Annotated in this window: 13 protein-coding genes; 7 read left to right on the forward strand and 6 right to left on the reverse strand. The window is 73.6% G+C overall.

Annotated elements, in window-relative coordinates; all coding sequences use genetic code 11:
* Positions 1-351: 351 nt before the first annotated feature.
* The 4 genes from CU044_RS26350 to CU044_RS26365 form a co-directional block, all read right to left on the reverse strand.
* On the reverse strand, positions 352-1,506 hold the full coding sequence (locus CU044_RS26350; RefSeq protein ID WP_345790155.1) for an RNA polymerase sigma factor: 1,155 nt from the start codon (positions 1,504-1,506) through the stop codon (positions 352-354).
* A gap of 352 nt (positions 1,507-1,858) precedes the next feature.
* Positions 1,859-3,769 (reverse strand): DNA primase, encoded by a 1,911-nt coding sequence (dnaG, locus tag CU044_RS26355; protein ID WP_129771252.1) that lies wholly within the window; start codon positions 3,767-3,769, stop codon positions 1,859-1,861.
* A gap of 141 nt (positions 3,770-3,910) precedes the next feature.
* Positions 3,911-5,197, reverse strand: a complete 1,287-nt coding sequence (locus tag CU044_RS26360) for an FAD-dependent oxidoreductase (protein ID WP_129771253.1) — start codon at positions 5,195-5,197, stop codon at positions 3,911-3,913.
* Between the two features lie 314 nt (positions 5,198-5,511).
* Complete coding sequence (locus tag CU044_RS26365) at positions 5,512-6,918, reverse strand: deoxyguanosinetriphosphate triphosphohydrolase (RefSeq protein WP_129771254.1); 1,407 nt, start codon at positions 6,916-6,918, stop codon at positions 5,512-5,514.
* 269 nt (positions 6,919-7,187) lie between these two features.
* Here CU044_RS26365 and CU044_RS26370 point away from each other — a divergent pair, with 269 nt between their 5' ends.
* The 7 genes from CU044_RS26370 to CU044_RS26400 all read left to right on the forward strand — a co-directional run bounded on the left by CU044_RS26370 (position 7,188) and on the right by CU044_RS26400 (position 23,003).
* Positions 7,188-8,669 (forward strand): penicillin-binding protein 2, encoded by a 1,482-nt coding sequence (locus CU044_RS26370; protein ID WP_129771255.1) that lies wholly within the window; start codon positions 7,188-7,190, stop codon positions 8,667-8,669.
* Between the two features lie 479 nt (positions 8,670-9,148).
* Complete coding sequence (locus CU044_RS26375) at positions 9,149-10,051, forward strand: DUF4132 domain-containing protein (RefSeq protein WP_129771256.1); 903 nt, start codon at positions 9,149-9,151, stop codon at positions 10,049-10,051.
* Positions 10,048-15,096 carry a hypothetical protein gene (locus tag CU044_RS26380; protein ID WP_129771257.1) on the forward strand — a complete coding sequence of 1,683 codons (5,049 nt, stop codon included), beginning with the start codon at positions 10,048-10,050 and terminating at the stop codon, positions 15,094-15,096. Before CU044_RS26375 ends, CU044_RS26380 begins: the two co-directional genes overlap by 4 nt.
* On the forward strand, positions 15,093-16,265 hold the full coding sequence (locus CU044_RS26385; RefSeq protein ID WP_193564078.1) for an AAA family ATPase: 1,173 nt from the start codon (positions 15,093-15,095) through the stop codon (positions 16,263-16,265). The genes CU044_RS26380 and CU044_RS26385 overlap by 4 nt, the downstream gene beginning before the upstream one ends.
* Positions 16,252-20,166, forward strand: a complete 3,915-nt coding sequence (locus tag CU044_RS26390; RefSeq protein WP_129771258.1) for a DUF5682 family protein — start codon at positions 16,252-16,254, stop codon at positions 20,164-20,166. The genes CU044_RS26385 and CU044_RS26390 overlap by 14 nt, the downstream gene beginning before the upstream one ends.
* Positions 20,163-22,106: a hypothetical protein gene (locus CU044_RS38755; protein ID WP_165371975.1), complete on the forward strand. Its 1,944-nt coding sequence runs from the start codon at positions 20,163-20,165 to the stop codon at positions 22,104-22,106. Before CU044_RS26390 ends, CU044_RS38755 begins: the two co-directional genes overlap by 4 nt.
* A gap of 180 nt (positions 22,107-22,286) precedes the next feature.
* A complete protein-coding gene (locus CU044_RS26400) occupies positions 22,287-23,003 on the forward strand; it encodes an ElyC/SanA/YdcF family protein (protein ID WP_240045858.1) in 717 nt (238 codons plus the stop codon).
* Between the two features lie 32 nt (positions 23,004-23,035).
* Here CU044_RS26400 and CU044_RS26405 read toward each other — a convergent pair whose 3' ends face one another.
* Both CU044_RS26405 and cutA read right to left on the reverse strand, forming a co-directional pair.
* Positions 23,036-23,575 carry a gamma-glutamylcyclotransferase family protein gene (locus CU044_RS26405; protein ID WP_129771260.1) on the reverse strand — a complete coding sequence of 180 codons (540 nt, stop codon included), beginning with the start codon at positions 23,573-23,575 and terminating at the stop codon, positions 23,036-23,038.
* Positions 23,572-23,901 (reverse strand): divalent-cation tolerance protein CutA, encoded by a 330-nt coding sequence (cutA, locus tag CU044_RS26410; RefSeq protein ID WP_129771261.1) that lies wholly within the window; start codon positions 23,899-23,901, stop codon positions 23,572-23,574. The genes CU044_RS26405 and cutA overlap by 4 nt, the downstream gene beginning before the upstream one ends.
* Between the last annotated feature and the right edge of the window lie 213 nt (positions 23,902-24,114).

Raw genomic sequence — 24,114 nt, forward strand, 5'->3', positions numbered from 1 at the left:
AGCTTTGTGATCGCGCACCGGCTCTCCACGATCCGGGACGCGGACGTGATCCTGGTGATGGAGAACGGCGCGATCGTCGAACAGGGCTCGCACGACGAGCTGCTGGCGGCCGAGGGCGCGTACGCGCGGCTGTACGCGGCCCAGTTCGCGCAGGCGGTCGCCGAAGTGGACTGACCGGCGCGGCTGGTGGGTCGCGGGCACGCGCCGAACGTCATGCGTTCCGCGTCATGCGTTCCGCGTCATGCGTTCCGCGTCACGGGCGCCGCGTCCGTTTCCGCCTTCGGGTGGGTACGGGCGCGGCGCCCGTGTCAGGTCTCGGCGCCCGGGGACCCGGGCTCGTCGCTCGCGGCCTCAGTCCAGGTAGCCGCGGAGCTGGTCGGCATAGGCGTGGTCGCGGAGTTTGCCGAGCGTCTTGGACTCGATCTGGCGTATGCGCTCGCGGGTCACGCCGAAGAGCCGGCCGATCTCCTCCAGGGTGCGGGGCCTGCCGTCGGCCAGTCCGTACCGCAGCTGGATGACCTTGCGCTCACGCTCGCCGAGGGTGGAGAGCACGGCGTCCAGATGCTGGCGCAGCAGCAGGAAGGCCGCCGATTCGACGGGGGACGCGGCGTCGCCGTCCTCGATCAGATCGCCGAGCGCGACATCTTCCTCCTCCCCCACCGGGGCGTGCAGGGAGACCGGCTCCAGGGAGAGCCGCAGCACCTCCCTGACCCGGTCGGGGGCCAGCTCCAGCTGGGCGCCCACCTCGTCGGGGGTCGGCTCGTAGCCGCGCTCCTGGAGCAGTCTGCGCTGGACGCGTACGACGCGGTTGATCAGCTCGACCACATGGACCGGGACGCGGATGGTGCGCGCCTGGTCGGCGAGCGCCCGTGACATCGCCTGGCGGATCCACCAGGTCGCGTACGTCGAGAACTTGTAGCCGCGGGCGTAGTCGAACTTCTCGACTGCCCTGATCAGGCCGAGGTTTCCCTCCTGGACGAGATCGAGCATGGTCAGTCCGCGGCCGACATAGCGCTTGGCGACGGAGACGACCAGCCGCAGATTCGCCTCGATGAGACGGCGCTTGGCCATCCGGCCCAGCACGACCAGCCGGTCGAGGTCCAGCGCCAGCTGGGAGTCCAGATCGGGGGTGGTGCTCAGCTTCTCCTCGGCGAAGAGGCCGGCTTCGACCCGGCGGGCGAGGTCCACTTCGTCGAAGGCGGTGAGCAGCGGTATCCGCCCGATCTCCCGCAGATACTGGCGGAAGAGGTCGGAGGAGGGGCCGCCGGTGTCGGCACGGCTGCCCGGCCGGCCCGTGGGCTCGGGCACGAGAGGCACCTCCACGGGGTGCTCGGTGAGCGGCTCTTCGGCGGTCCCGGGAGGTCTCGCCTCCGCCTCCGCCGCCGGTACGGCCGTCTCGGGGTGGTGCGCGGCGCGGCTCTGCGAGGGGACGGCGGGCGCGAGGCCGGCCGGGGGCGCGGGCGCCGTGGGGGCCTCGGGGGCCGCGGCGGACGGTGCGGATGGCACGGATGGGGCGTGCGCGGGCGCCGGCGGAGGCGCGGAGGGAGGCGCGGCTAACGTCTCGGTGAGGGTCTGGGTCTGGGTCTGCACGGGGGGCGACCTCCAGGTGATCGCTGCCGGTTCGGGGCGGGGGCGTACGGCAGCGGGACGAGGACGGCCGGGCCGCCTTCCGTCCCGTACACGATGAGCGGATCCGCGGGGATGAGACGCCCACCGTCGGTAGGCCGGCCGCGCTCCGGTGAACTCAGGCACCGACCCCAGTGTGGGGTACGACATATCGCTGCCACGAGGGGCGTGCGGTGACTTTTTGCGCCCTGTACGTAACCGCGCCGTTACCGCGCGGAGCCCGGGAGGCCCTCTACAGGGCGGCTGCGCCGTCGTTGCGCAGCGACTGGCCGTACTGCTGAAGCACCCACAGTTCCCTCTGGACGGCCGCGTAATGGTCCGGATCGGACTGCGTACCCAGCCGGGTGAGCGTGCCGGTCACCTCGCGGACGCGGCGGTCGACGGCGCGCAGTCTGACCTGGACGAGTTGCTGGCCCGCGTAGACCTCGTCGATCGTCTTGCCGTGGAAGACCTCCACCGCCAGCTCGGTGACCATGGCGCGCACCGCGTCGTTCGGCGCGGCGTCGCGGACCCCGGCCAGATACTCGGGGGCGGACTCCAGGCCCTGCTCGGCGCCGCCCGCGTCTTCTATGGCGCGGCGTACGGCGGCGTACGGCGGGGCCGTGAACTCGTCCTCGCCATAGGCGTCGAAGGCCGGGGAGACCAGCTCGGGCCGCTGGAGGGCGAGCTTCAGCAGCTCGCGCTCGGTGCGGTGGGCGGGGCTGCGGAGGTTGAGCGCGGGGCCCGTGGGACCCTGCGGGGCCTGCGTCCCATACGACTGCGACTGCTGCGAGCGGCGCTCGGGGGCGGGGGCCGGGCCCCGGCCGCCGCGGTCGCGCGCCCAGCGCGCCATCTGCGCGACGCGCTTGACCACGAACTGGGTGTCGAGGATGCCGAGGATGCCGGCGAGCTGGACCGCGACCTCGTGCTGCGAGGAGCCGTTCTTGATCCGGGCGACGATCGGCGCCGCCTCGTCCAGCGCCGCCGCCCGGCCCGCCGGGGTCTCCAGGTCGTACCGGGAGACGATCTGGCGGATCGCGAACTCGAAGAGCGGCGTACGCGGGTGCACCAGGTCCTGGACGGCCTCGTCGCCCTTGGCGAGCCGCAGCTCGCACGGGTCCATCCCGTCGGGGGCGATGGCGATATAGGTCTCGGCGGCGAACTTCTGGTCGTCCTCGAAGGCGCGCAGCGCGGCCTTCTGGCCCGCCGCGTCCCCGTCGAAGGTGAAGATCACCCGGGCGCTGCCGTTGTCCATCAGCAACCGCCGGAGGATCTTGATGTGGTCGCCGCCGAAGGCCGTGCCGCAGGTGGCGATGGCGGTGGTCACCCCGGCCAGATGACAGGCCATCACATCGGTGTATCCCTCGACGACCACCGCGCGGCTGGCCTTGGCGATGTCCTTCTTGGCCAGGTCGACGCCGTACAGCACCTGGGACTTCTTGTAGATCGACGTCTCGGGGGTGTTGAGGTACTTCGGGCCGTTGTCGTCCTCGCGCAGCTTGCGTGCGCCGAAGCCGACGACCTCGCCCGAGATGTCGCGGATGGGCCACATCAGCCGGCCGCGGAAGCGGTCGATGGGGCCGCGGCGGCCGTCCTGGGAGAGGCCCGAGAGCAGCAACTCCTTGTCGGTGAAGCCCTTGCCACGGAGAAAGCGGGTGAGGTGGTCCCAGCCGACGGGGCTGTAACCGACGCCGAAATGCTCGGCCGCGGCCTGGTCGAAACCACGCTCGGCGAGGAACTTCCGGCCGGTCTCCGCCTCGGGTCCCGAGAGCTGCTCGACATAGAACTCGGCGGCGATCTTGTGCGCCTCGACCAGGCGGGTGCGCTCGCCTCGCTGGCTCGCCGGGTTGTACCCGCCCTCTTCGTAGCGGAGGGTGATGCCGGCCTTGGCGGCGAGCCGCTCGACCGTCTCGGAGAAGGAGAGATGGTCGATCTTCATCACGAAGGCGATGGTGTCCCCGCCCTCCTGGCAGCCGAAGCAGTGGAAGAGACCCTTGCTCGGACTGACCTGGAAGGACGGGGACTTCTCGTCGTGGAACGGGCAGAGCCCCTTGAGGTTGCCACCGCCCGCGCTGCGCAGCTGAAGGTAGTCGGACACGACGGCGTCGATCGGGACCGCGTCCCGAACCGCCTTCACGTCGTCATCGTTGATCCTGCCGGCCACGCGTGAATTCTACGGGGACGTACTGACACCCATGGACCGTCCGGTACGCGGCCGGGGCCGCCGTGTCCGGCGGGACCTGGCCGGATGCTCAGGCGCGGGCGGTGCTCAGGCGGGGTCGGTGCTCAGGCAGGCAGGGCCGGCTCAGGCGGGGCCGGTGCTCAGCGAGCCGAGCGGGACACCCGGATCCGCGAGGGCGTCCAGATCCTGCCGGGCGCCGGAACGGATGAGGCGCTGGATGTCCTCGGTGACGTCCCACACGTTGACGTTCATCCCGGCGAGCATCCTGCGGTCCTTCAGCCAGAACGCGCAGAACTCCCTCTTTCCGGCGTCGCCCCGCACGACCACCTGGTCGTACGAGCCGGGCGGGGCCCAGCCGGAGTACTCCAGGCCGAGGTCGTACTGATCGGAGAAGAAATATGGGATCCGGTCGTAGACGACGTCCTTGCCGAGCATGGCGCGGGCGGCGGCCGGGCCGCCGTTGAGGGCGTTGGCCCAGTGCTCGACGCGTACCCGGCCGGTGGCGAGCGTGGCGCCCCGGCCGGAGACCGGGAAGGAGGCCACGTCCCCGGCCGCGAAGATATCGGGGTCGGAGGTGCGCAGTGCGGCGTCCACGGCGATGCCGCCGCCGTCCGCGCGGTCGGCGAGAGCGAGACCGGCGGCTTCGGCGAGGGCTGTGCGCGGGGCGGCGCCGATCGCGGCGAGCACATCGTGGGCGGGGTGTTCCTCGCCGTCGTCCGTACGGGCCGAGAGGACCATGCCGTCCTGGCCGGTGATCTCGGTGAGCCGGACACCGAAGTGGAACCGTACGCCGTGCTCCCGGTGGAGGTCGGTGAAGAGCTGGCCCAGCTCGGGGCCGATGACCCGCAGGAGCGGGGTCTCCTCGGGCTCGATGACGGTGACCTCGGCGCCGTAGCCACGGGCCGCCGCCGCGACCTCCAGACCAATCCAGCCCGCGCCCGCGATCACCAGATGGCCGTTGTCGCGGCCGAGGGCGACGAGCACCTGGCGCAGCCGGTCGGAGTGCGCGAGGCGGCGCAGGTGGTGGACGCCCGCCAGGTCCGTGCCGGGGATGTCGAGGCGGCGCGGTTCCGCGCCGGTGGCCAGCAGCAGCTTGTCGTACCGTACGGAGGCGCCGTCGCCGAGATGTACGCACCGGGTGTCCCGGTCGATGGAGGTGACGGTCTGGCCGAGATGCAGTTCCACCTGGGCCTGGGCGTACCAGGCGGGCTCGTGCACGAAGACGCTGTCCCGCTCCTCGGAACCGGTCAGATAGCCCTTGGACAACGGCGGGCGTTCATAAGGATGGTCGCGCTCGTCACCGATGAGGATCACCCGGCCGGTGAACCCTTCCGCGCGCAGGGTCTCGGCCGCCTTGGCCCCGGCGAGTCCACCGCCGACGATGACAAATGTCCGATGTGCGTCGACCACTTGATGCCTCCTCTTCGCGCTGCCGCCATCTGCGAGCGTCCCGCACGGAGCGTGATGGCGAAAGAGGGAGCGCTCCACGGGCATGTCTCACTGCTGTGATCCGGCTACTCTCGTGCAACCGATGATCAGGAGTCGTGAGGCATGAGGGGCGCATGTCACCCATTCATTGCACCACCTTCATCGGAGCACCACTCATTGGAGCACCCACGGGTCCGCGCGGGCCGCACGTGTGCGCGGTGATCGCGCAGTGGTGTCAGGGCTGGGCGGGGTCAGGGCCCAGTGGGATCAGGGCTCAGCGGGTCGGGCTCAGCGGGTCAGAGCGATGCCGAGCGGCGGCCCGTGAGCCCCGCGTGCAGGGAAAGGGCCGCCGCGTCGGTGAGGGACGCGATCTGGTCGACGATGACGCGTTTGCGCGCCTGGTCGTCCCGGGCGGCGTCGAACAGCACGCGGAACTGCGGATCCAGCCCCTCGGGGGCGCGGGCCGTGAGCGCGTCCGCCAGCTCGGCGAGGATGATCCGCTGGTCGGCGCGGAGCACCTCCTGTTCGGCGCGCTGCATGACATAGCGGTCGGCGACGGCCTTGAGGACCGCGCACTCGTACCGGGCCTCGCGGGGGACGACCAGTTCGGCGGCGTACCGGGTGAGCGGGCCCGTACCGTACGCCCGGCGCGTGGCGCCCTCGGCGGCTTCGCAGAACCGGCCGATGAGCTGGCTGGTGGCGTCCTTCAGCCGGGACTGCGCGACGGCGGAACCGTCATAGGCGTGCGGCCACCACTCCTGCGCCATCAGCCGGTCGAGGGCGGCCGACAACTCCCGCGGGTCCGTGCCGGCCGGTACGTAGCGGCCGATGGCCACCTCCCAGATCGCGCTCCGTTCGGACGCGGAGGTGAGCGCGGCGGGGTCGACATGGCCCGCGTGCAGCCCGTCCTCGACGTCGTGGACGCAGTAGGCCACATCGTCGGACCAGTCCATGACCTGCGCCTCGAAGCAGATGCGGTCCACCGGCGCGCCCTTGCGGGCCCAGGTGAAGACCGGCAGATCGTCCTCGTACACGCCGAATTTCACCGAGCCGGGCTCGGTGGGGTGTGCGCCGCGCGGCCAGGGGTATTTGGTGGCGGCGTCCAGGGCGGCCCGGGTGAGGTTGAGGCCGACGCTGACCAGGCCGCCATCGCTCGGGCCGCCGGTCCCGGCTCCGGTGCCGGCGCCGGCGCCGGCGGCCACCGACGCGTGTGTGGCCGGGGCCACCGCCTCGGACCGTACGAAACGTTTCGGCTCGATACGGGTCAGCAGCCTCAGCGACTGGGCGTTGCCCTCGAAGCCGCCGCAGTCGGCGGCGAAGTCGTTGAGCGCCTGCTCGCCGTTGTGGCCGAAGGGCGGATGGCCCATGTCGTGGGAGAGACACGCGGCCTCGACGAGATCCGGGTCGCAGCCGAGGGCCGCGCCGAGCTCGCGGCCGACCTGGGCGCACTCCAGGGAGTGGGTCAGCCGGGTCCGGGGGCTGGCGTCCCACTCCTGGCCACGGGATCCGGGGGTCACCACCTGGGTCTTGCCCGCGAGCCTGCGCAGCGCGGAGGAGTGCAGTACGCGCGCGCGGTCGCGCTGGAACGCGGTGCGGCCCGGACGCTTGTCGGGTTCGGGTGCCCAGCGCTCGGTGGCCGCGTCGTCGTAACCTCGTGCTGGTTCCGGGGGGTGCGGCGTGGTGGTGCCGGTGGTGCCTGTCATGCACCGAAGGTAACCGGCGGGGGTGACGAGCGCGGGTGACGGGCGTGGATTCCCGCTATGGCTCCCGGTCCGTCTCGCGGCGCGTCCCGCGATCCGTCCCGCGATCCGTCCTGCGATCCGTCCTGCGGCGAGTCTCCCGGCCGGCGTCGCGAGACTCGCCGGAACCGCTGGGCGATTCGTCGCATCTTTACCAGGAAGATCGAATGCGTGACCACGTGCGCATGCGTGGAGACGACCGCGCGGGTGCGTGGGAGAGGAGAGAGAGCTCGATGAACAAGCCGCTGAGGCGTATCGCCATCTTCTGCGGGGTGCTCGTACTGGCCCTGCTGGTGCGGGCCAACTGGCTTCAGTTCGTCCAGAGCGACAGTCTCGCCAACCACGAGAACAACCGCCGGGTGAAGATCGCCCAGTTCTCGCAGCCGCGCGGGGACATCATCGTGGGAGACCGGCCGGTCACCGGCTCGCGTGAGGTCACGGACGCGGAGTTCGCGTACCGGCGGACCTTCGCCGAGGGGCCGCTGTACGCCCCCGTCACCGGCTACGCCTCGCAGGCCCAGGGCATGTCCCTGCTGGAGAAGACCTACGACGAGGTGCTGAGCGGACAGGACGACCGGTTCGCCTTCGGGCGCGCCCTGGACGTCCTCACCGGCGAGAAGCCACGCGGCGGCGATGTGATCACCACCATCGACGCGAAGGCGCAGAAAGCCGCGTACAAGGGACTGACCGACCTCGGCGCCCGGGGCGCGGTCGTCGCCCTCGATCCGCGGACCGGCAAGGTCCTCTCGCTCGTCTCCACGCCCTCCTACGATCCTTCCGTCTTCGCGGGGCTGTCCTTCAAGGAGGGCGACAAGTTCAAGGCGCTCGACGCCGACAAGAGCAAGCCGATGGCCAACCGCGCGCTGCGGGAGACCTATCCGCCCGGCTCCACGTTCAAGATCCTGACGGCCGCCGCGGCCCTGGAGCACGGGGTCATCACGGACATCGACGCCCCTTCCGACGCCGTCTCCCCGTATCCCCTGCCGCTCTCCAGCAACAGGATCAGCAGTGAGGCGGGCGACGAGGTGTGCGACAGGGCCTCGCTGAAGACCGCCATGCAGTACTCCTGCAACAACGTCTTCCTCGACGCGGCGGCCAAGGTCGGCGCGGACAAGATGCGCGAGACGGCGGAGAAGTTCGGGTTCAACTCCGACGTCTACTCCCAGGACTTCGGGGACATGCTGGCCACGAAGAGCCTCTACCCCGAGAAGCTGGACCGGCCGGGGACCGCGCTGACAGGTATGGGCCAGGGCAGTCTCACCAGTACCCCGATGCAGATGGCCATGGTGACCGCGGCCCTCGCCAACGGCGGCAAGCTGATGCAGCCCTACATCGTGGACGAGCTGCGCGGCCCCGATCTCTCCACCCTGGAGAAGCACGAGCCCGCGCTGAAGAGCCAGGCCGTCTCCGAGGACACCGCCGAACAGGTGCGGGAGATGATGGAGTTCACCGCCGAGGAGGGCAGCGCGAAGCGGGCGCTGATCGACGGTGTCACGGTCGGCGGGAAGACCGGCACCGCGCAGCGCGGGGTCGATGTCAGCAAGGAGGTGCCGTACGGCTGGTTCGTCTCCTACGGCCAGAAGGGTGACGCCTCCGTCGCGGTCGCGGTCTTCATCGACCCCACGGACATGGACATCTCGCGTGCGGACATCTCCGGCGGCAGGCTCGGCGCTCCGATCGCGAAGAGCGTCATGAAGGCCGTGCTCGACGAGTGAGCACCGCTCGCCCCGGGGCTCGCGGGAGCAGGAGAGGAAGTGGGCGCGGGCGCTTGCGCGTTGGTGGGAGCGGGAGCGTTGGTGGGCGCGGGAGCGGGGCAGGTGGGTGTGGTGCCGCACGTGTCTCTGCGGGTTCCGTCCCGTGCGACGTGGCTGAGCTGGTGACCGAGTCGCTCGGTGATCCGGGTGAGGAGCTGCCCCGCGGTGTCGAAGGGGAACGGCTGCTCGTCGGCCCATAACTCCCGTAACTCCCGCGCGGCCGGGGCGGGGGGTTGTGGGGGTATGGGGGGTTGTGGGAGTGACATGCGGTGGTGTGCCGGCTCCGTCATGAACCGATCGTGACGGTTCCTGATTGCCGTGGGGTTGCGCGGTGGTGACGGTGGCTTTCCACGACCTCGCCGTCGGCGCGAGGGCGTTGTCAGACCCCTCACTTACTGTGATGGCAGTTCGGAACCAGAAGGTCGGGGAGGGGTCCTGCCATGGGCTGGATCGAGACAACGGGCGGGTATGCCGTCGCGCTGGACGGCACACGCGTGCTGTGCCGGAACGCCGCGGGGCGCACGCTGAAGCAGGTGCCGCCGAAGCTCAAGGACGACGCGGAAGTCGTGCGGCTGCGGCAGTTGGCGGAGTGGCTGGAGCGGCACGAACGGGAGTGCCGGGAGCAGGTGGACACCTGGCTGGTGCGCTCGCTGCCGGTGCCGGTGGCGCTGCTGGCGCGGGTGTGGCCGGACGCGGCGTGGCAGTCGGCGCTGCGGGATCTCGTGGTGGCCCCGGTGGCGGCGGACGGCTCGGCGGATACCGAACACGCCGGATTTCTGCGGGACGCCGATCCGGCGCGGGGGCTGGGAATCGTCGATCTGGACGGTGACTCGGTGTGGCTGGACGCGGCGGCCGTGGAGACGGTGCTGATCCCGCATCCGGTGCTGCTCGAAGAGCTGGCGGAGCTGCGGGAGTTCGCGGCGGAGCTGGGGGTCGAGCAGGGCGCCGAGCAGCTGTTCCGCGAGGTGTGGCGGCGGCCGGAGCCGGACGGGGACGCCGGTGGGGGCGGCACGGCCCAGGACTGGCGGGCGTACGCCGACGGGAAGTTCGCGCAGCTGCGGCACGCCACGGCCCGCGCGGTCTCGCTCGGGTACCGCGTGCGCGGCGGCCAGGCGGTGTGCCCGCTGGTGGAGGACGGCCGGCAGCTGGAGGCGGCGTACTGGCTGGGGGACGACTACCCGGACTCGGAGACGCTGACCGGCTCGCTGGAGTGGCGTGACACGGCGGGGCGGCGGCTGCCGCTCGCCGAAGTGGGGCCGGTCGCCTGGTCGGAGGGCGAGCGGATGGCCGCGCTGGTGTACGCGGGCCGTGTGGTCGAGAGCGACGAGGAGAAGGCGCTGTGAGCGACATGCGACCCCTGAGCGGGACACCGGCGGACGGGCGGCCGGTGGACGGAACACCGGCGGGCGGGACAACCACGGCAGACGGGCCCACGGCCGGGAAGTCCGCGCGCGCGAGCCTCACGGAGCGGGAGCGGCTGGAGAGGGACCTGCTGGAGGCGGGCGCGGTGCTGCCGCTCGGCGGTGCCGGGGGCGATGTGCTGACGGCGCGTTCGTACGGCCATCCCGCGCTGGACGAGCGCGCAGTGGTCCGGCTGGTCCCCGGGGCGATCGGGGCGGCCGAGGATCTCGCCCTGGAGTATCTGGGGTTCGGCGCGGCCGAGGTCACCGAGGTCGGGCGGGTGAAGCGGCAGTCGCTGGGATTCCCGGCCTGGGCGCTGGTGAACGACCCCGCCAACGGCCATCACGCGCTGGCCGTCGTCAAGGAGATGGAGCGGCTCACGCGACTCGTCGCCACCAAGCCGGGGCTGGCGAAGGAGGGGTTCGACGAGATCGGCGAGCGCCTCGACCGGTCCGTCCCGCATTTCCTGCCGACCTACTACGAGCAGGTGGCACGGCTCTTCCTGGCCGTCGAATCCCGCCAGCAGGCCTCGGTGTTCTTCGGCAAGGCGCGGGCGGCCGAGCAGCGGCACGCGCTGGAGGTGGACGAGGAGCGGTTGCGCGAGGTCTTCCTGGAGTTCGCCGGAGCGGGCGCTCTGACCGGCAAGGCGCTGCGTGAACACGCCAAGGCGCTGACGGTCCGGCTGTCGGCGGCCGAGGCGTACGCACAGTTCAGGGCGGTGTCGCTGGAGCGGTGCGCGGCCGGGCTCGCCCCGTACGCGGGCATGCTGGAGGACCTGCGGCGCCTCGCGAAGGGCGCCGGGCTGGACGCGGACGCCGAGGAGCGGTCGCTGCTCGCCGAGATCGTCCACACCGGTCCGATGAACCGCGCGGCGGGGAGCTTCTGGAAGACCGCGCTGCCCTCCCTGGCCGCCATCGCGGCCGAGGACCGCTCCGTGCGGGAGCGGCTGCTGACGCTGCTGCCCGCCACGGGCGGTGACAGGCCCGAGGAGTTCGACGCGTCCTGGCTGGCGCTGCTCGACCGGTGCGGAGCGGTCGAGCTGCTGGCGGACGGGACGGTTCCGGCCGCCGAGTGGCTGTCGTCCTGGGCCGGGCACCGGCAGCGCGGCTGGCGGACCACCGTACGTCTCGAAGCCGAACTGGCCCTGGTGGAACGGCTGGTGGAGCGGCTGGTGGCCGACGGCACGCCGGTACGGCTGCTCAGGGGCCACGGCCGGCGTATGACGGCGGACCTGGACCTGCTCGACGCGTGTCTCGCGTGGGGCGTACCGGTCGCCGGCCCCCCGGAGGGCGCGTCGAAGATCGATCTGTCCGACTGGCTGACGGACGAACGCGAGGGGCGCAGGGATCTGGTCGCGCTGACCGCCGATCCCCGGTTCACGCATCTGCTGCGCGCGGGTGTGGAGGCGGTGGCCGACAGCGGTGACGCCACGGAGCTGCTCGGCAGGATCGCGGACCATCCCGCTCTGCGCACCGCGCTCGTGGGCTGGCTGGCCGACCGCGCCGACGATCTGTCACAGCCCTTCGGACTGCCCGGTCTGGACGCCCTGCTGCGGCGGCTGAGCCGCTTCTCCTCGCCGTCCGTGCTGGCGACGGCTCCGGACGCGGTGCGCCGCATCACGGCGGTCTCGCCCGCTCCCGCCCTGGCCAGGACCCTGCGGGCGGGCATTCTCGACGAGCTGGGCTGGCCCGCTCTTGAGGAGGCGCTGCCGGGGCTCGGCACGGTCGACGTGGAGGCGTCGGGACAGCGTTACGGCCACCGCGCCGACGCGTGGTACCAGATGCGGGACTCCTGGCCCGCCCTGCTGGTCCGGGTCGGTACGCAGGTCGCGGCGGTCGGGCCGACGGCTGTGCTCGACCAGCGCCCGCTGACTCCCCCGACGGCCTCGGCCCGCTCCTGGGACGCGATGACGATCCGTTACGCCGGGGGTCAGTGGCTGATCGCCAACGGGTACGGCGACGACCGGCGGGCCGTGTGGTCGGGCCGTCCCGCCGAGGTGTTCACGCCCAAGGGCGAGCTGAGCGACCACTGGACGGACGCCCAGACGCCGTCGTTCGAGCTGCCCGACGGCGGGCGCTGCTATGGCGGGCGGCCGGTGTACGCGGGCGACACCTCGTTCGCGGCGGAGCGCCGTCCGGTCGCCTCGGACGGTATCTCCGTATGGGTGCTGCACGAGAACCAGTGGTGGGAGTACGACCCGGAATCGGCCCGCAGGGGCCGGGTCTCGGTGCCCGCGTTCTTCGACTCGGCCCTGGCCGGGGGCGGCGTACGGCTGCTGGAGCGGGCCTGCCGGCTGCTGCCCGTACAGCCCGGTCTGGAGTCCTCCCCGTTCGGCACGAAGGACGGGCTGCTGGGCTGGTGGGTGACGTACGACCCCAAGGAGGGGACGCTCACGGCCTGTTCGGTGGACGGAAGCCGGAGCCCCGCCGTGCCGGTGCCGGCCGGCGCGCGCGTCGAGCATCTCTCCGACGGCATTCCCGTACCGCCGCTGCGGCTGCCGGGCGGCACCTCGCTGTATCCGCGCGAGAGCCGCGGTTACGGCGCGTCGGTCTCCCTGTACGACGCCGACGGTGTCCAGGTCGCGCGCTTCGAGGACGGGGGCTGGGGTGGCGCGTACGCGGCGGGCACCGCGCTGGTGGCGCCGCTGGCGCACTGGCACGCGCTGCGGACGCGTGACGAGCGGGGTTCGGCCGCGCTGCGCGCGGTGACGGAGGCGGACGCGCGGGCGCTGCTGGCCTCGGTCGCCGAGGGGACGAAGGCGGAGGCGGCCGTGCGCCGGCTGCTGCCGGACATCACCCACCCCGGGCTGGTGGCGGGTGTGGCCGGGCTGGTGGACGAGGCGGCGCGCCACAGCGGGCGTATCGCCACGCTCGCCGAGCGCGCGGCGAGCGGACCGGGCTCCGAGAGCCGGGAGGAGAAGGTCCTGCACGCCCACGACACCGTTCTGGGCAAGGCGTTCCAGGGCTTCGCCGTGTCGACGTACCCGTACTTCTACCACTATGTGTCCAACGAGACCGCGACGGTCCTCGAACAGCTCCGGCTGCTGGAGAAGGCGCTGGCACCGGCCGCGCCCCCGGGGCGCACGCCGCTGGAGCGGACGAGGCAGGGGTGGGTGACGCTGGCCGGAGCCGGGATGGCGGCGCTCGCGCTGCGTGCCGCCTCGCCCGCCACCTCCGACGAACACCGGGCCGCGCTGCTGGAGTTCCTCGACGCGGCGCTGACCGTCGAGGCGGACGGTGACGCGCCGCTGATCGATCCGCGCGGACGGCTGCGCGCCGTGGAGCTGCGGATCCCCGGCAGCGACGAGAGCGAGCTCGCCGGTGACATACGGCACGCGGGGGCACGACGGCTGGTGATCCTCGGCCGGCTGCGGTCCGAGGACAAGGACGCCTACTGGCACTGCGTGGAGTACGACCCGGCCGGGGCCTTCGGCGGCTGGGACGGGTGCGCGCTCATCGAGTCCGAGGTGCTGGGCGCGGCGGACGATCCGGTACGGGCGCCGGTGGTGCGCCGGGTCCTGGAGCTGATACGGGAGCGCGGCCCGCTGCCGTACCGCCCCGAACAGGCCGTGGAGTTCGCCGAGCGGGTCGGGATCGTCACGACCGCGGGCGCCCTGCTCCAGCTCGGCTCGCCGGGGATGAGCGGTTATCGGGGCCACGGCGTGCTGCCTGCCGCGTATGTGGAGGCGCTGAGCGCGAAGAACGCCGAGGTGGAGGTGGGGCTCTCCCTGCTCGACGCGCTGAGCGTCGGCGAGCGGCGGACCTTCAGCGGGCTGCTGCTGCCCGCCGGTCCTGAGCGGGTGGAGGACCTGTGGACCACCGGGTTCGCGCTGGAACCGCTGGTGGAGGCGTGGATCGCGGCGCGAGGCAGGCGACGGCCCCTGCCGCCCTCGCTGATCAGGCGGCTGGTGGCCGAGCTGGGCGGCGGCACCTCGGCGCTGGACGCGCTGAACCCCGAGTGGCGGGAGGAGCTGACCGGCCGTACCGAACTGCGCATGGTCGACGGCGAGTTGGAGCCGGTGGAGCCGGGGCGGCTGCTGACCGGGTCCGCGCTCGACGGCACGGTCGACGCACTGCGCTGGCTCGCGTACCGGCTGCCGTACGGCGACCCGCTGCGCGCGTTCCTGCCGGTCACCGCGCGCATGCTGCGGGAGCGGCTGGCGGACCCCGGTCTGCTGCTGCATCTGGGGGTCGACCGGGACTCCGCCTATGACCCCGTGTCCGGGCGGCTGCGCGAGGCCCATGGCCTGGCGCCGGAGCGTGGCGCCGGCGACAAGGACCTGTTCGAGCTGTCCCCGGTGCTGGTACTCACGCCCTCGCGGTACGGAAACCGCTGGGAGACCGTGTGGGTGCGGCCCTCCGCCGTACTGCCCGCGGAGGGGACGGACGGTCAGGACCGGGGCGAGGGTGGTCCCGACCATCCGGATCTGAAGTTGCTGGCGGCGACGGCGGGCGCGGCGCCGCAGTTGCGGGCGCTGCGGATGCTGCTCAGCGCGGAGTTCATGGAGCTGGTCACGGCGGACGGCCCGCCGGGTCACCCGCAGGATCCGCGGCTCGGCGCGCCGGAGCTGGTGGGCGAGGCGGTGGAGCGGTTCGGGCTCTCGGAGGACGCCGCCGTGCTCTATCTGATGCTGCTCGCGCTGCCCGATCCCACCGACCGCCATCAGGCCGAGTGGACGGGGTGGAAGCCGGCCCGGCTGAAGAAGGCGCGGGCCGAACTGGCCGCCACGGATCTGGTGGTGGAGGCCAAGCGCGCGCGGGCGGGCCGCTCGCTGTTCCTGCCGGGCGGCTGGCTGGAGCAGAAGACGCCGCGGTTGCCGGCGGAGAGCTGGAAGACGGCGCTGCTGCCGTGGGACCAGCCGCTTTACGTGGTGCCCGACCGGCCGGTGCCGGAGCTGTACAGGGCCGCCTGGCGGCGGGTCGTCGAGGGCGATGTGCCGGGGTTCGAGGAGTTCCAGGGCCGGAGCGGCCGGGGAGGCAGACGATGACGGTGACGGAGATGACGGCGGAAGAGCGGGAGCCGGGGCGGGAACCGGGGCGGCAGCTGGAGCTGCCGGAGGACCGGTACGCGGCGGAGCTGGCGTTCCTCGCGTCGTACGACGAGGGCCCGCGCCCGCCGAGATGGCGGCTGACGCCGCGCGCGGTGGTGCTGTTCGTCTGTGGTTCCGACGGCGAGGCGCTGCGGTCGGCCGGCGGTGAACAGCTGGTCGTGTCACGGAAGTTCGTGGGCGACCGGGCACTGGTGGAGCGGTGTGTGGTGACGCTGGCGGGCGAGCGCGGACTGCTGCTCGTCGGTGAGCCGGGCACCGCCAAGTCGATGCTCTCCGAGCTGCTCTCCGCCGCGGTGTGCGGCAGCAGCACGCTCACGGTGCAGGGCACCGCGGGCACCACCGAGGACCAGCTCCGCTACGGCTGGAACTACGCGCTGCTGCTGGCCAAGGGGCCGAGCCGGGAGGCCCTGGTGCCCTCCCCCGTCCTCACGGCCATGACACGTGGCGCGGTGGCCCGGGTCGAGGAGGTCACGCGCTGTCTGCCCGAGGTGCAGGACGCGCTGGTCTCGATCCTGTCGGAGCGCCGCATGTCCGTGCCCGAACTGGCGGGCGGGGAGGGCGGGGACAGCACGGTGCACGCCGTGCCCGGCTTCACGCTGATCGCCACCGCCAACCTCCGCGACAAGGGCGTCTCCGAGATGTCCGCCGCCCTGAAGCGCCGGTTCAACTTCGAGACGGTCGGACCGATCGGCGATCTCGACGCGGAGACCGAGCTGGTGCGCGGCCAGGCGACGGCGGCGCTGGCGCGCGGCGGTGCGGCGTTCTCCGTGGACGACACGGTGCTGGAGGCGCTGGTCACCGCGTTCCGTGATCTGCGGACGGGACGGAGCGCGGAGGGGTGGGAGATCGAGCGCCCCTCGACGGTCATGTCGACGGCGGAGGCGGTGCATGTGGCGACGTCGATGGGGCTCGGCGCGGCGTACCTCGGCGACGGCCGCGATGTCCTGCGTACGCTGCCGGGCCATCTGCTCGGGACGGTACGCAAGGACGATCCGGCGGACCACGCACGGCTGTTGGGGTACTGGGACGGCCCGGTGCGCCGCCGGGCGGAGGCGGGCGCTCCGCTGTGGCGGACGCTGTGGGGGCTGCGCGATGAGCTGGGATGAGCCGGGGGACGGCGCGGGTGGCACGTCGGGGGGCGGCACGGGTGGTACATCGGGGGGCGGCACGGGTGGTACATCGGCGGGAGGCAGTTCGGCGGGCGGCGCGGGTGATGTCTCGGCCGGCGGCGACGGGGGGCCTGCCGGGGCGCTGGCCGTACTGGCCGGGTGCCGGGAGCCGTATCTGATCGGGGTGCGGCACCACTCCCCGGCGCTGGCGGCGGCCGTACCGGCGATGCTCGCGGAGGCGGCGCCGGAGGTGCTGTTCGTCGAGCTGCCCGAGGAGTTCGCCCCCTGGCTGCCGTATCTCGCCGATCCGGCGACGGTGCCCCCGGTCGCCCTGGCGGGCGGCCGGGGCGAGGCGGCGGGCGGTGGGCTGGTGTTCCTGCCGTTCGCGGAGTTCTCACCGGAGCTGGCGGCGATCCGCTGGGCGCGGGAGGCGGGGGTGGAGGTCGTTCCTTTCGACCTGCCGCTGACCGCGCGCGCTCCCGCCCCGGAAGCGGATGCCGGGGCGGACGGGTCCGGTGAGTCCGGTGGATCGGGCGGGCCCGGTGAGCCCGGTGGATCGGCCGCGGCCGGTGAGTCCGGTGGATCGGCCTGGGCCGGTGGGGCGTTGGCCGCCGCGCTGCGGGCGCGGGCCGGGGGGCGGCCCGGGGACGATCTGTGGGACCGGCTTGTCGAGGCGGAGGCGCCCGGTTCCGGCCCCGAGGCGCTGCGGCGGGCCGCGCTGCTGGTCGGCTGGGCCCTGCGGTCGGACACCGGCGCGGTCGATCCGTACGATCTGCGGCGCGAGGCGAACATGCGGCGCCGGCTGGCCGAGCGCGGGGACCGCCGGGCAGCGGCCGTGATCGGTGCCTTCCACGCGCCCGCGCTGCTGCCGGGCGCCGCCGGGAACGTGCCGCCGGACCCGGCGGACGTGCCCGCCGCCACGGCCGGAGCCACGGCCAGGGCCGCTGCCGGGGCCGCTGCCGGTGCCGCCGTCGTCACCTCGCTCGTGCCGTACTCGTACGCGCTGCTGGACGAGCGGTCCGGCTATCCGGCCGGGATCCGCGACCCGGAGTGGCAGCGCGGTGTGCATCTCGCGGCGGGCGATCCGGCACTGCTGGACGATCTGCTGACGTCGACGGCCGTACGGATCTGCGCGGCCGTACGGGACGCCGGGCATCCGAGCGGGCCCGCCGACGCCCGCGAGGTGGTCCGGGTCGCGCGCGATCTGGCGGCGCTGCGCGGGCTGCCCGCCGCCGGGCGCGGTGAGCTGGCCGAGGCGGCACAGACAGTACTGACGCAGGGGCGGTTGTTCGGGCGGGGCCGGGTGGTGGCCGCCGCCATGGAACGGGTGCTGGTCGGGACGCGGCAGGGCAGGCTCGCGCCGGGCACGCCGCGTTCGGGGCTCGGCCCGGCCGTGGAGGCGCTGCTCGGCGGCCTGTCGCTGCCCACCCCGGCCGCGCCGGGCCGCCGGGAGCTGCGTCTCGACGCGCACCGCGGCGATCTGGACCGGCGCCGTGAGCTGTGTCTGCGCCGGCTCGCCGTCTGCCGGGTCCCGTACGGGGAGGAGGGCGAGGTGGCGGGCGTGGGCGACGCCGCCCCGCTGACCACCCGCTGGGCCGTGGCCTGGTCTCCGTCGACCGCCGCGATGCTCGATGTGGCGGGCGTTCACGGAGTGACGCTCGAACAGGCTGCGGCCGGGATGCTGCGCAGGAGGCGCGCGTCGGAGCGCGAGCGCGGCGGGCCGACCGCGGCCGAGGTGCTGTCAGGCCTGGAGGACGCGGCGCGGTGCGGACTGCCCGCGCTCGCCGCTGAGCGGCTCTCCGAGGCCGCCGGACTGCTGCCCGCGTCCGGCACCCTGCCCGAACTGCTCGCCGGTCTCGCCCTGTTGGACCGGATCGGATCGGGCCATCTGCCGGGGCTGCCCGCCGGGTGGGAACGGGACGCGCTCGGCGCGGCGTACGAGGAGCTGGCCACGGCCGGGGTCCGGGCGCTGGACGGGCTCGCCGGTTCCACCGACCCGGCCGACGCGCGCGCCCTGGTCTCGCTGGCCGACCGGGCGGCCACGGCACCGGGCGGGTTCCGGCTCGACGCCGCGCTGAAGCATCTCGACGCCGGGGCGACGCCGCTGATCCGGGGCGCGGCGGGGGCGGCCCGGGTGCTGCTGGGGCTGCGGGAGGCGGCGGAGTTCGGCACGCGTCTGGCGTCCCGCGTGGACAGCGCGACGACCCCCACGCTCCGCACCGACCTGGCCGGATTCCTGCGCGGGACGCTGCTCGCGGCGGGCCCGCTGCTGGAGACCGGCCGCGCGCTCGATCCGTTGCTGGAGCGGATCGAGGCGCTGCCCGACCGGGGCTTCCTGGACCGGCTGCCGTCGCTGCGCGCCGGTTTCGACACGCTCTCCCCGGCGGCCCGCTCCCGGCTGCTCGCCATGGTGGAGGACCGCACGGGCCTCGCCGCGGGCGCCCTCCCCGGGGCGCTGTCGGATCCGGCGGCACTGGCGCTGCTGGCCGCGGCCGATCTGGCGGGCCGCGAGGCCCTGGCGGCGCGGGGGCTGGACGCCGCTGCTCCGGCGCACACGGCTGCTCCGGCGCACGCGGCTGACGTGGCGCGTGCGGCTGACATGGCGCGTGCGGCTGACATGGCGCGTGCGGCTGACATGGCGCGTGCGGCTGACATGGCGCGTGCGCGTGGCGTCGCCCACGCGGCGGACGCGGCGCCGGGGGGCTCCGGCGCGCCCGGCCACGGCTCCCCCGGCCACGGCTCCCTCGGCGGGGGCGACGACCCGGCGGGAGCCATCGCGCTCACCCCCGGTGAGCGGTGGCGGCTGCTGCTCGGGCGCGGGCGGCAGCTCACCGGTGGAGCCGCCCGGATCGCCGGTGCGCTCGATGAGCTGTACGGGTACGGGCGGGGCGAGGGAGAGCGCGGTGAGGAGCGTGACGCGGGCGGCTCCCGGGGCGGGGACGGGGCGTCGTATCCCGATGTCCGTTCCTGGTCCGAGGAGTTGTCCGCGCTGTTCGGGCCCGGCGTACGGGAAGAGGTGCTCGCCGCCGCGGCGGACACGGGACGGCTCGACGCCGCCCTGGAGCTGGACCCGGCCTCGGCGCGGCCGTCGGTGGAGCTGCTGCGTACCGTCCTCTCGTACGCCGGCGGGCTTCCCGAGCATCAGCTCGCCCGGCTGCGGCCCCTGGTGGCCCGGCTGGTGGCCGAGTTGACCGAGGCGCTGGCCAACCGGCTGCGCCCCGCCCTCACCGGCCTCTCCCATCCGCGCCCGACCCGCCGCCCCGGCGGGCCGCTGGATCTCGCCCGTACGCTGCGCGCGAATCTGGCGACCGCGCGCCGCGATCCGGACACCGGCGCGGTGACGGTCCTGCCCGAACAGCCCGTCTTCCGCACGCGCGCCCGTAAGGCGGCCGACTGGCGGCTGGTGCTCGTCGTGGATGTCTCGGGCTCGATGGAGGCGTCGACGGTCTGGGCCGCGCTCACCGCCTCCGTACTGGCCGGTGTCCCGGCGGTGAGTACGCACTTCGTCGCGTTCTCCACCGAGGTGCTCGACCTCACCGACCAGGTCGATGATCCCTTGAGTCTGCTGCTGGAGGTCCGGGTCGGCGGTGGCACGAACATCGCGCGCGGGCTGCGCCACGCCCGTGAGCTGGTGACGGTGCCGTCCCGCACGCTGGTCGTGCTGATCAGCGACTTCGAGGAGGGCGGCCCGGTCTCCCCGTTGCTCACGGAGGTACGGGCGCTGGTCGACGCGGGCTGTCATGTCCTGGGCTGCGCCTCACTCGACGACGAGGGCCGGCCACGGTATTCGGCCGGTGTGGCGGGCCAGTTGGTGGGGGCGGGGATGCCGGTGGCGGCGCTCAGCCCTCTGGAGCTGGCCCGCTGGGTCGGCGAACGCGTAGGAGGTGCGCGCCGATGATGACGGATTCCGCGGCGGATTCCGCGACCGTACTGCCGCCGGTGACGGCCGAAGTGGCGGCCGGGGCGCTCGATCTGCTGCCCGCGCGGCTACGCAAACGCGTGGACGGGGCGGTGGCGAAGGCCGCCGGCTGGCCGGTGGAAGCGGCGGAGGACGGTGTCCTGGTGCGGGTCGCGGAGGACACGGCCGTGACGTTGAGGGTCACGGCCGGGGTCGTGGCCGCCCCGGAGGACGCGGTGTGCAGTTGTCTGCTGGCACCGGCCTGTCTGCACCGCGCGGCGGTCCTGTCCTTCGCCCCTCTCGCGGTCGAGCAGGAGGAAGCGAAAGAGAAAGACGGGAAAGAAGAGACCGCAGGGGAGGGAGAGAAGGCAGGGGAGGGAAAAAAGGCAGGGGAGCACGGGGAGCGACGGGAGACAGCGGGGGGACAGAGCGAAACCGGGGCACCCGCACCGGCGTCGACAGCCGCGGTCGCGGCCGAACCCGCCCTCACCCCGGCCCGGTCCAAGGCCCTCGACGCGCTCCGGGACGCCGTGACCACCATCCTGGTCGCGGGCGTCTCCGGCTCCGGCGTGGTCCACCGCGCCGAGCTGCTCCATGCCGCCCATTCGGCGCGCCTGGCCGGGCTGTACCGGCCCGCCGGTACGGCGGTCCGTATCGCGCGGCTGCTGGGCGAGGCCCGTTCCGATGACCCGGCGTTCCGGCTGTCCGGGCTGTCGGGCGAGCTGGCGGAGCTGCTGGATCTGGTGCGCCGCCCGGCCGCCGCGCTCTCCCCGGCCCGCCGCGACTACCGGCCGGAAGGGCCGCTCCGGTTGTACGGGCTGTTCACCGAGCCGGTGGTGACCGCGTCCGGATACGCGGGCGCCACGGTCTACGCGCTCGCCCCCGACGGCACGCTCCGTACGCTCTCGGACGTCGCTCCCGGCGGACCGGAGCGCGCGCTCCAGGCCTCGGGATCACCGGTGCCCGGCGGCTGCGCGCTCGGGCTGCGGGAGTTGGGCGACGGCGGCGGGGTGATCCTCACGGCGCCCACGGTCTCGCCGGACGGCCGGATCGGCGGCGGCGGGGCCGTACGGTCCGTACGGGCCGCCGGCGCGGGCTGGCGGGAAGCGCCGCTCGCCGCCCTCTGGGAGCGGCCACCCGCCGAACAACTGGCGTCGGCGCTCGCCTGGTTGTCCGAGCCCGCCGACGCCCGTGCGGCGGGCGGCGATCTGCTCTTCCTCGACGGCGTCGTCACGGGCACGGGCTTCGCCGTGGCCGCGGGTCCCACACTGCGGCTGGCGGCGCCGGACGAGCGGCCGGAACTCCCCTACGCCGAGAACCTCTCGCTGTTCGCGGGCCGCCGTGGGCTCGCGCTGCGGCTGATCGCCCGGGTCGTGCCCGACCGGCCCGACCGGGTGCGGGTGCTCGCCGCGTCCTGGTCCGGCCACGACGGGGAGCCCGTCCGCGCGGATCTGGGGCTGCGCCTGCTCAACCGCTCGCACATCCCGGCGGGACCGGCGGGACGGGAGGGGCGGGCGGGACGGGCGGGACCGGCCGTACCGTCAGGGCCAGCCGTACCGTCAGGACCGGCCGTACCGGCGGGGCTCACAGGGCCGGCGGAGGGCGAGGCGCCACCCGCGCTCCCCGTCGAACTGGACCTGCTGCGCAGGACCGTGGACCGCACGGTCGCGGGCGGTCGCGCGGTGACGGCCGCGTCCGCGGACGACGAACTGCCGCGTCGGCTGCGGGCGGTGGGCCTCACCACCGGCGCGCGGCGGGTCGAGGCGCTGACGGAAGCGGCGGCGGACCGACGCCATGACGTCCTGGGCCGGCTGCTGCCCGCCGACCCCGGCGGCTTCGCCCTGGCCTGGCTGTCCGCGGCGGTCTACGCGTCGGCGGCGACCGAATCGCTGCTGGTGGCCGCCTGGACACCAGCGCCACCGGACATATCCGCGAACTGATCGGCACCGTCGATCGTCGTACTGAGCAGAGAGCGGGCCGAACGAGGAGTCCAGGACCACCCAGGGGGGACCATGCCACTGCCGAAGCTGTCACGCCCGCGTACGCCACGCCCGCGTACGCCAAGGCCGGGTGCGTCACGGCTGCGTACGCCACGCCTCCGTGTGCCAAGGCTGCGCGCTCTGCGGCTGAAACGCCGGCCATGGCGGCCGGGAGAGGCCCGGCCGTGGCGTTTCCGGCTCACCCAGCGCCGCAGGAGACACCTCGTGCAGGCCGTCATGCTCGGGTGCGTGCTCGGGCTGGCGCCCGCGACGTGGATGCACGCGGTCGCGGACAGCCGGATCCGTACGGTGGCGGAGGCGCCGGAGCGGGACGTGGCCGTGGTCTTCGGGGCCGGGCTGCGGTCCGGCCGGCCGGCACCGTATCTCGCGCACCGCCTCGACGCGGCGGCGGAGCTGTACCACGCGGGCAAGGTGAAGGTCGTGCTGGTGACCGGGGACAACAGCCGGGAGGAGTACGACGAGCCGGACGCGATGCGGACGTATCTGGTCGGGCTCGGAGTGCCGGACGACCGGATCGTCAGCGACTACGCGGGGTTCGACACCTGGGACTCCTGCGTGCGGGCCAAGAAGATATTCGGGGTCGACCGGGCGGTGCTGGTGACACAGGGGTTCCATGTCCGGCGCGCGGTGGCGCTCTGCGGGGCGGCGGGCGTCGAGTCGTACGGCGTCGGTGTCGCGGAGCCGCGGAACGCGACCTGGTACTACGGCGGGATACGGGAGGTGTTCGCCTCGGGGAAGGCGGCGGCGGAGGCGGTGCTCCGGCCGGATCCCATGTTTCTCGGACCGGCCGAGACGGGGGTGACCGAGGCACTGGCGGCCGGCGGCGGCGCCCGCTGACGCCCGCCGCGCCGGCCACCACCCGGGCCAGGTCAGCGCGGGCGGACGTGGGCGAGCCAGTCGCCGTCCGCGATCAGCCGTCCGCGTGCCCGTAGCGCGCGGGCGACGCGTGGCGCCGCGAAGTACACCCATGCCCTGGCCGGGGTGCCGTCCGCCCGCAGGACGTCGCGGGCCACCCGTACGTACAGGTTGCGCGGATCGCCGGGGGCCTCGTACTCCTCCAACTCGTCGAGTACGGCCAGCAGTTCGGCGTACTCCTCCGGCTTCGCCGTGACAAGCTCGCCGACGACCCCACGGACGGTGACCGCTCCGGGGGCGGCCGTACCGGGGCCCACCCCACCGGAGCCCACCCCACCGGAGCCCACCTCATCGGGGCCGACCGCGCCGGGGCCGACCGCGCCGGGGACAGCCGTACCGGCGGCCTCGATCGCGTACGGATAACCGGGGCCGTCGTACAGCAGCGCTCCCGCCAGCGTGGCGGGTTCCTCCGCCGCCACGCGTCCGCGCAGGTACAGGTCGTGATTGTGCTCGCCGGGCCGCAGCGTGCCGTACACGAAGAACGGAAGCCTCACGGCGCGACGGTCTCCTCGGCGATCCACGCCAGATACTCCGCGCTCCCCCGTACCACCGGCGTGGCGATGATCTCCGGTGTCTCGTAGTCGTGGGCCTCCTTCAGATGGGCCTCCAGCGCGTCATAACGGGCAGCGGTGGTCTTGAAGAGGATCTGCCACTCCTCGCCGGTCTCGATCGCGCTCCGCCAGCGGTACACGGAGGTGACCGGCGCGGAGATCTGGGCGCAGGCGGCGAGCCCCGCCTCGATCACGCCCCGGGCGAGCCGCTCCGCCTTGTCGGCACTGTCGGTCGTGGTCAGCACGGTCAGACACTCGGCGAGCGGCACGAGGGGACTCCTTCGGGTTCCGGATGATCGGTGGAGGGCCGGGGGACATTACACCGCGAGGGCGGCGAACTGCGAGGCGTACAGCCGCGCGTACGCGCCCTCGGCCGCCAGCAGATCGTCGTGCGAGCCCTGTTCGACGATCGCGCCGTTCTCCATCACCAGGATCACGTCCGCGTCCCGGATCGTGGAGAGCCGGTGCGCGATCACAAAGCT

The sequence above is a fragment of the Streptomyces sp. L-9-10 genome, assembly GCF_004151105.1.
GTDB lineage: Bacteria > Actinomycetota > Actinomycetes > Streptomycetales > Streptomycetaceae > Streptomyces.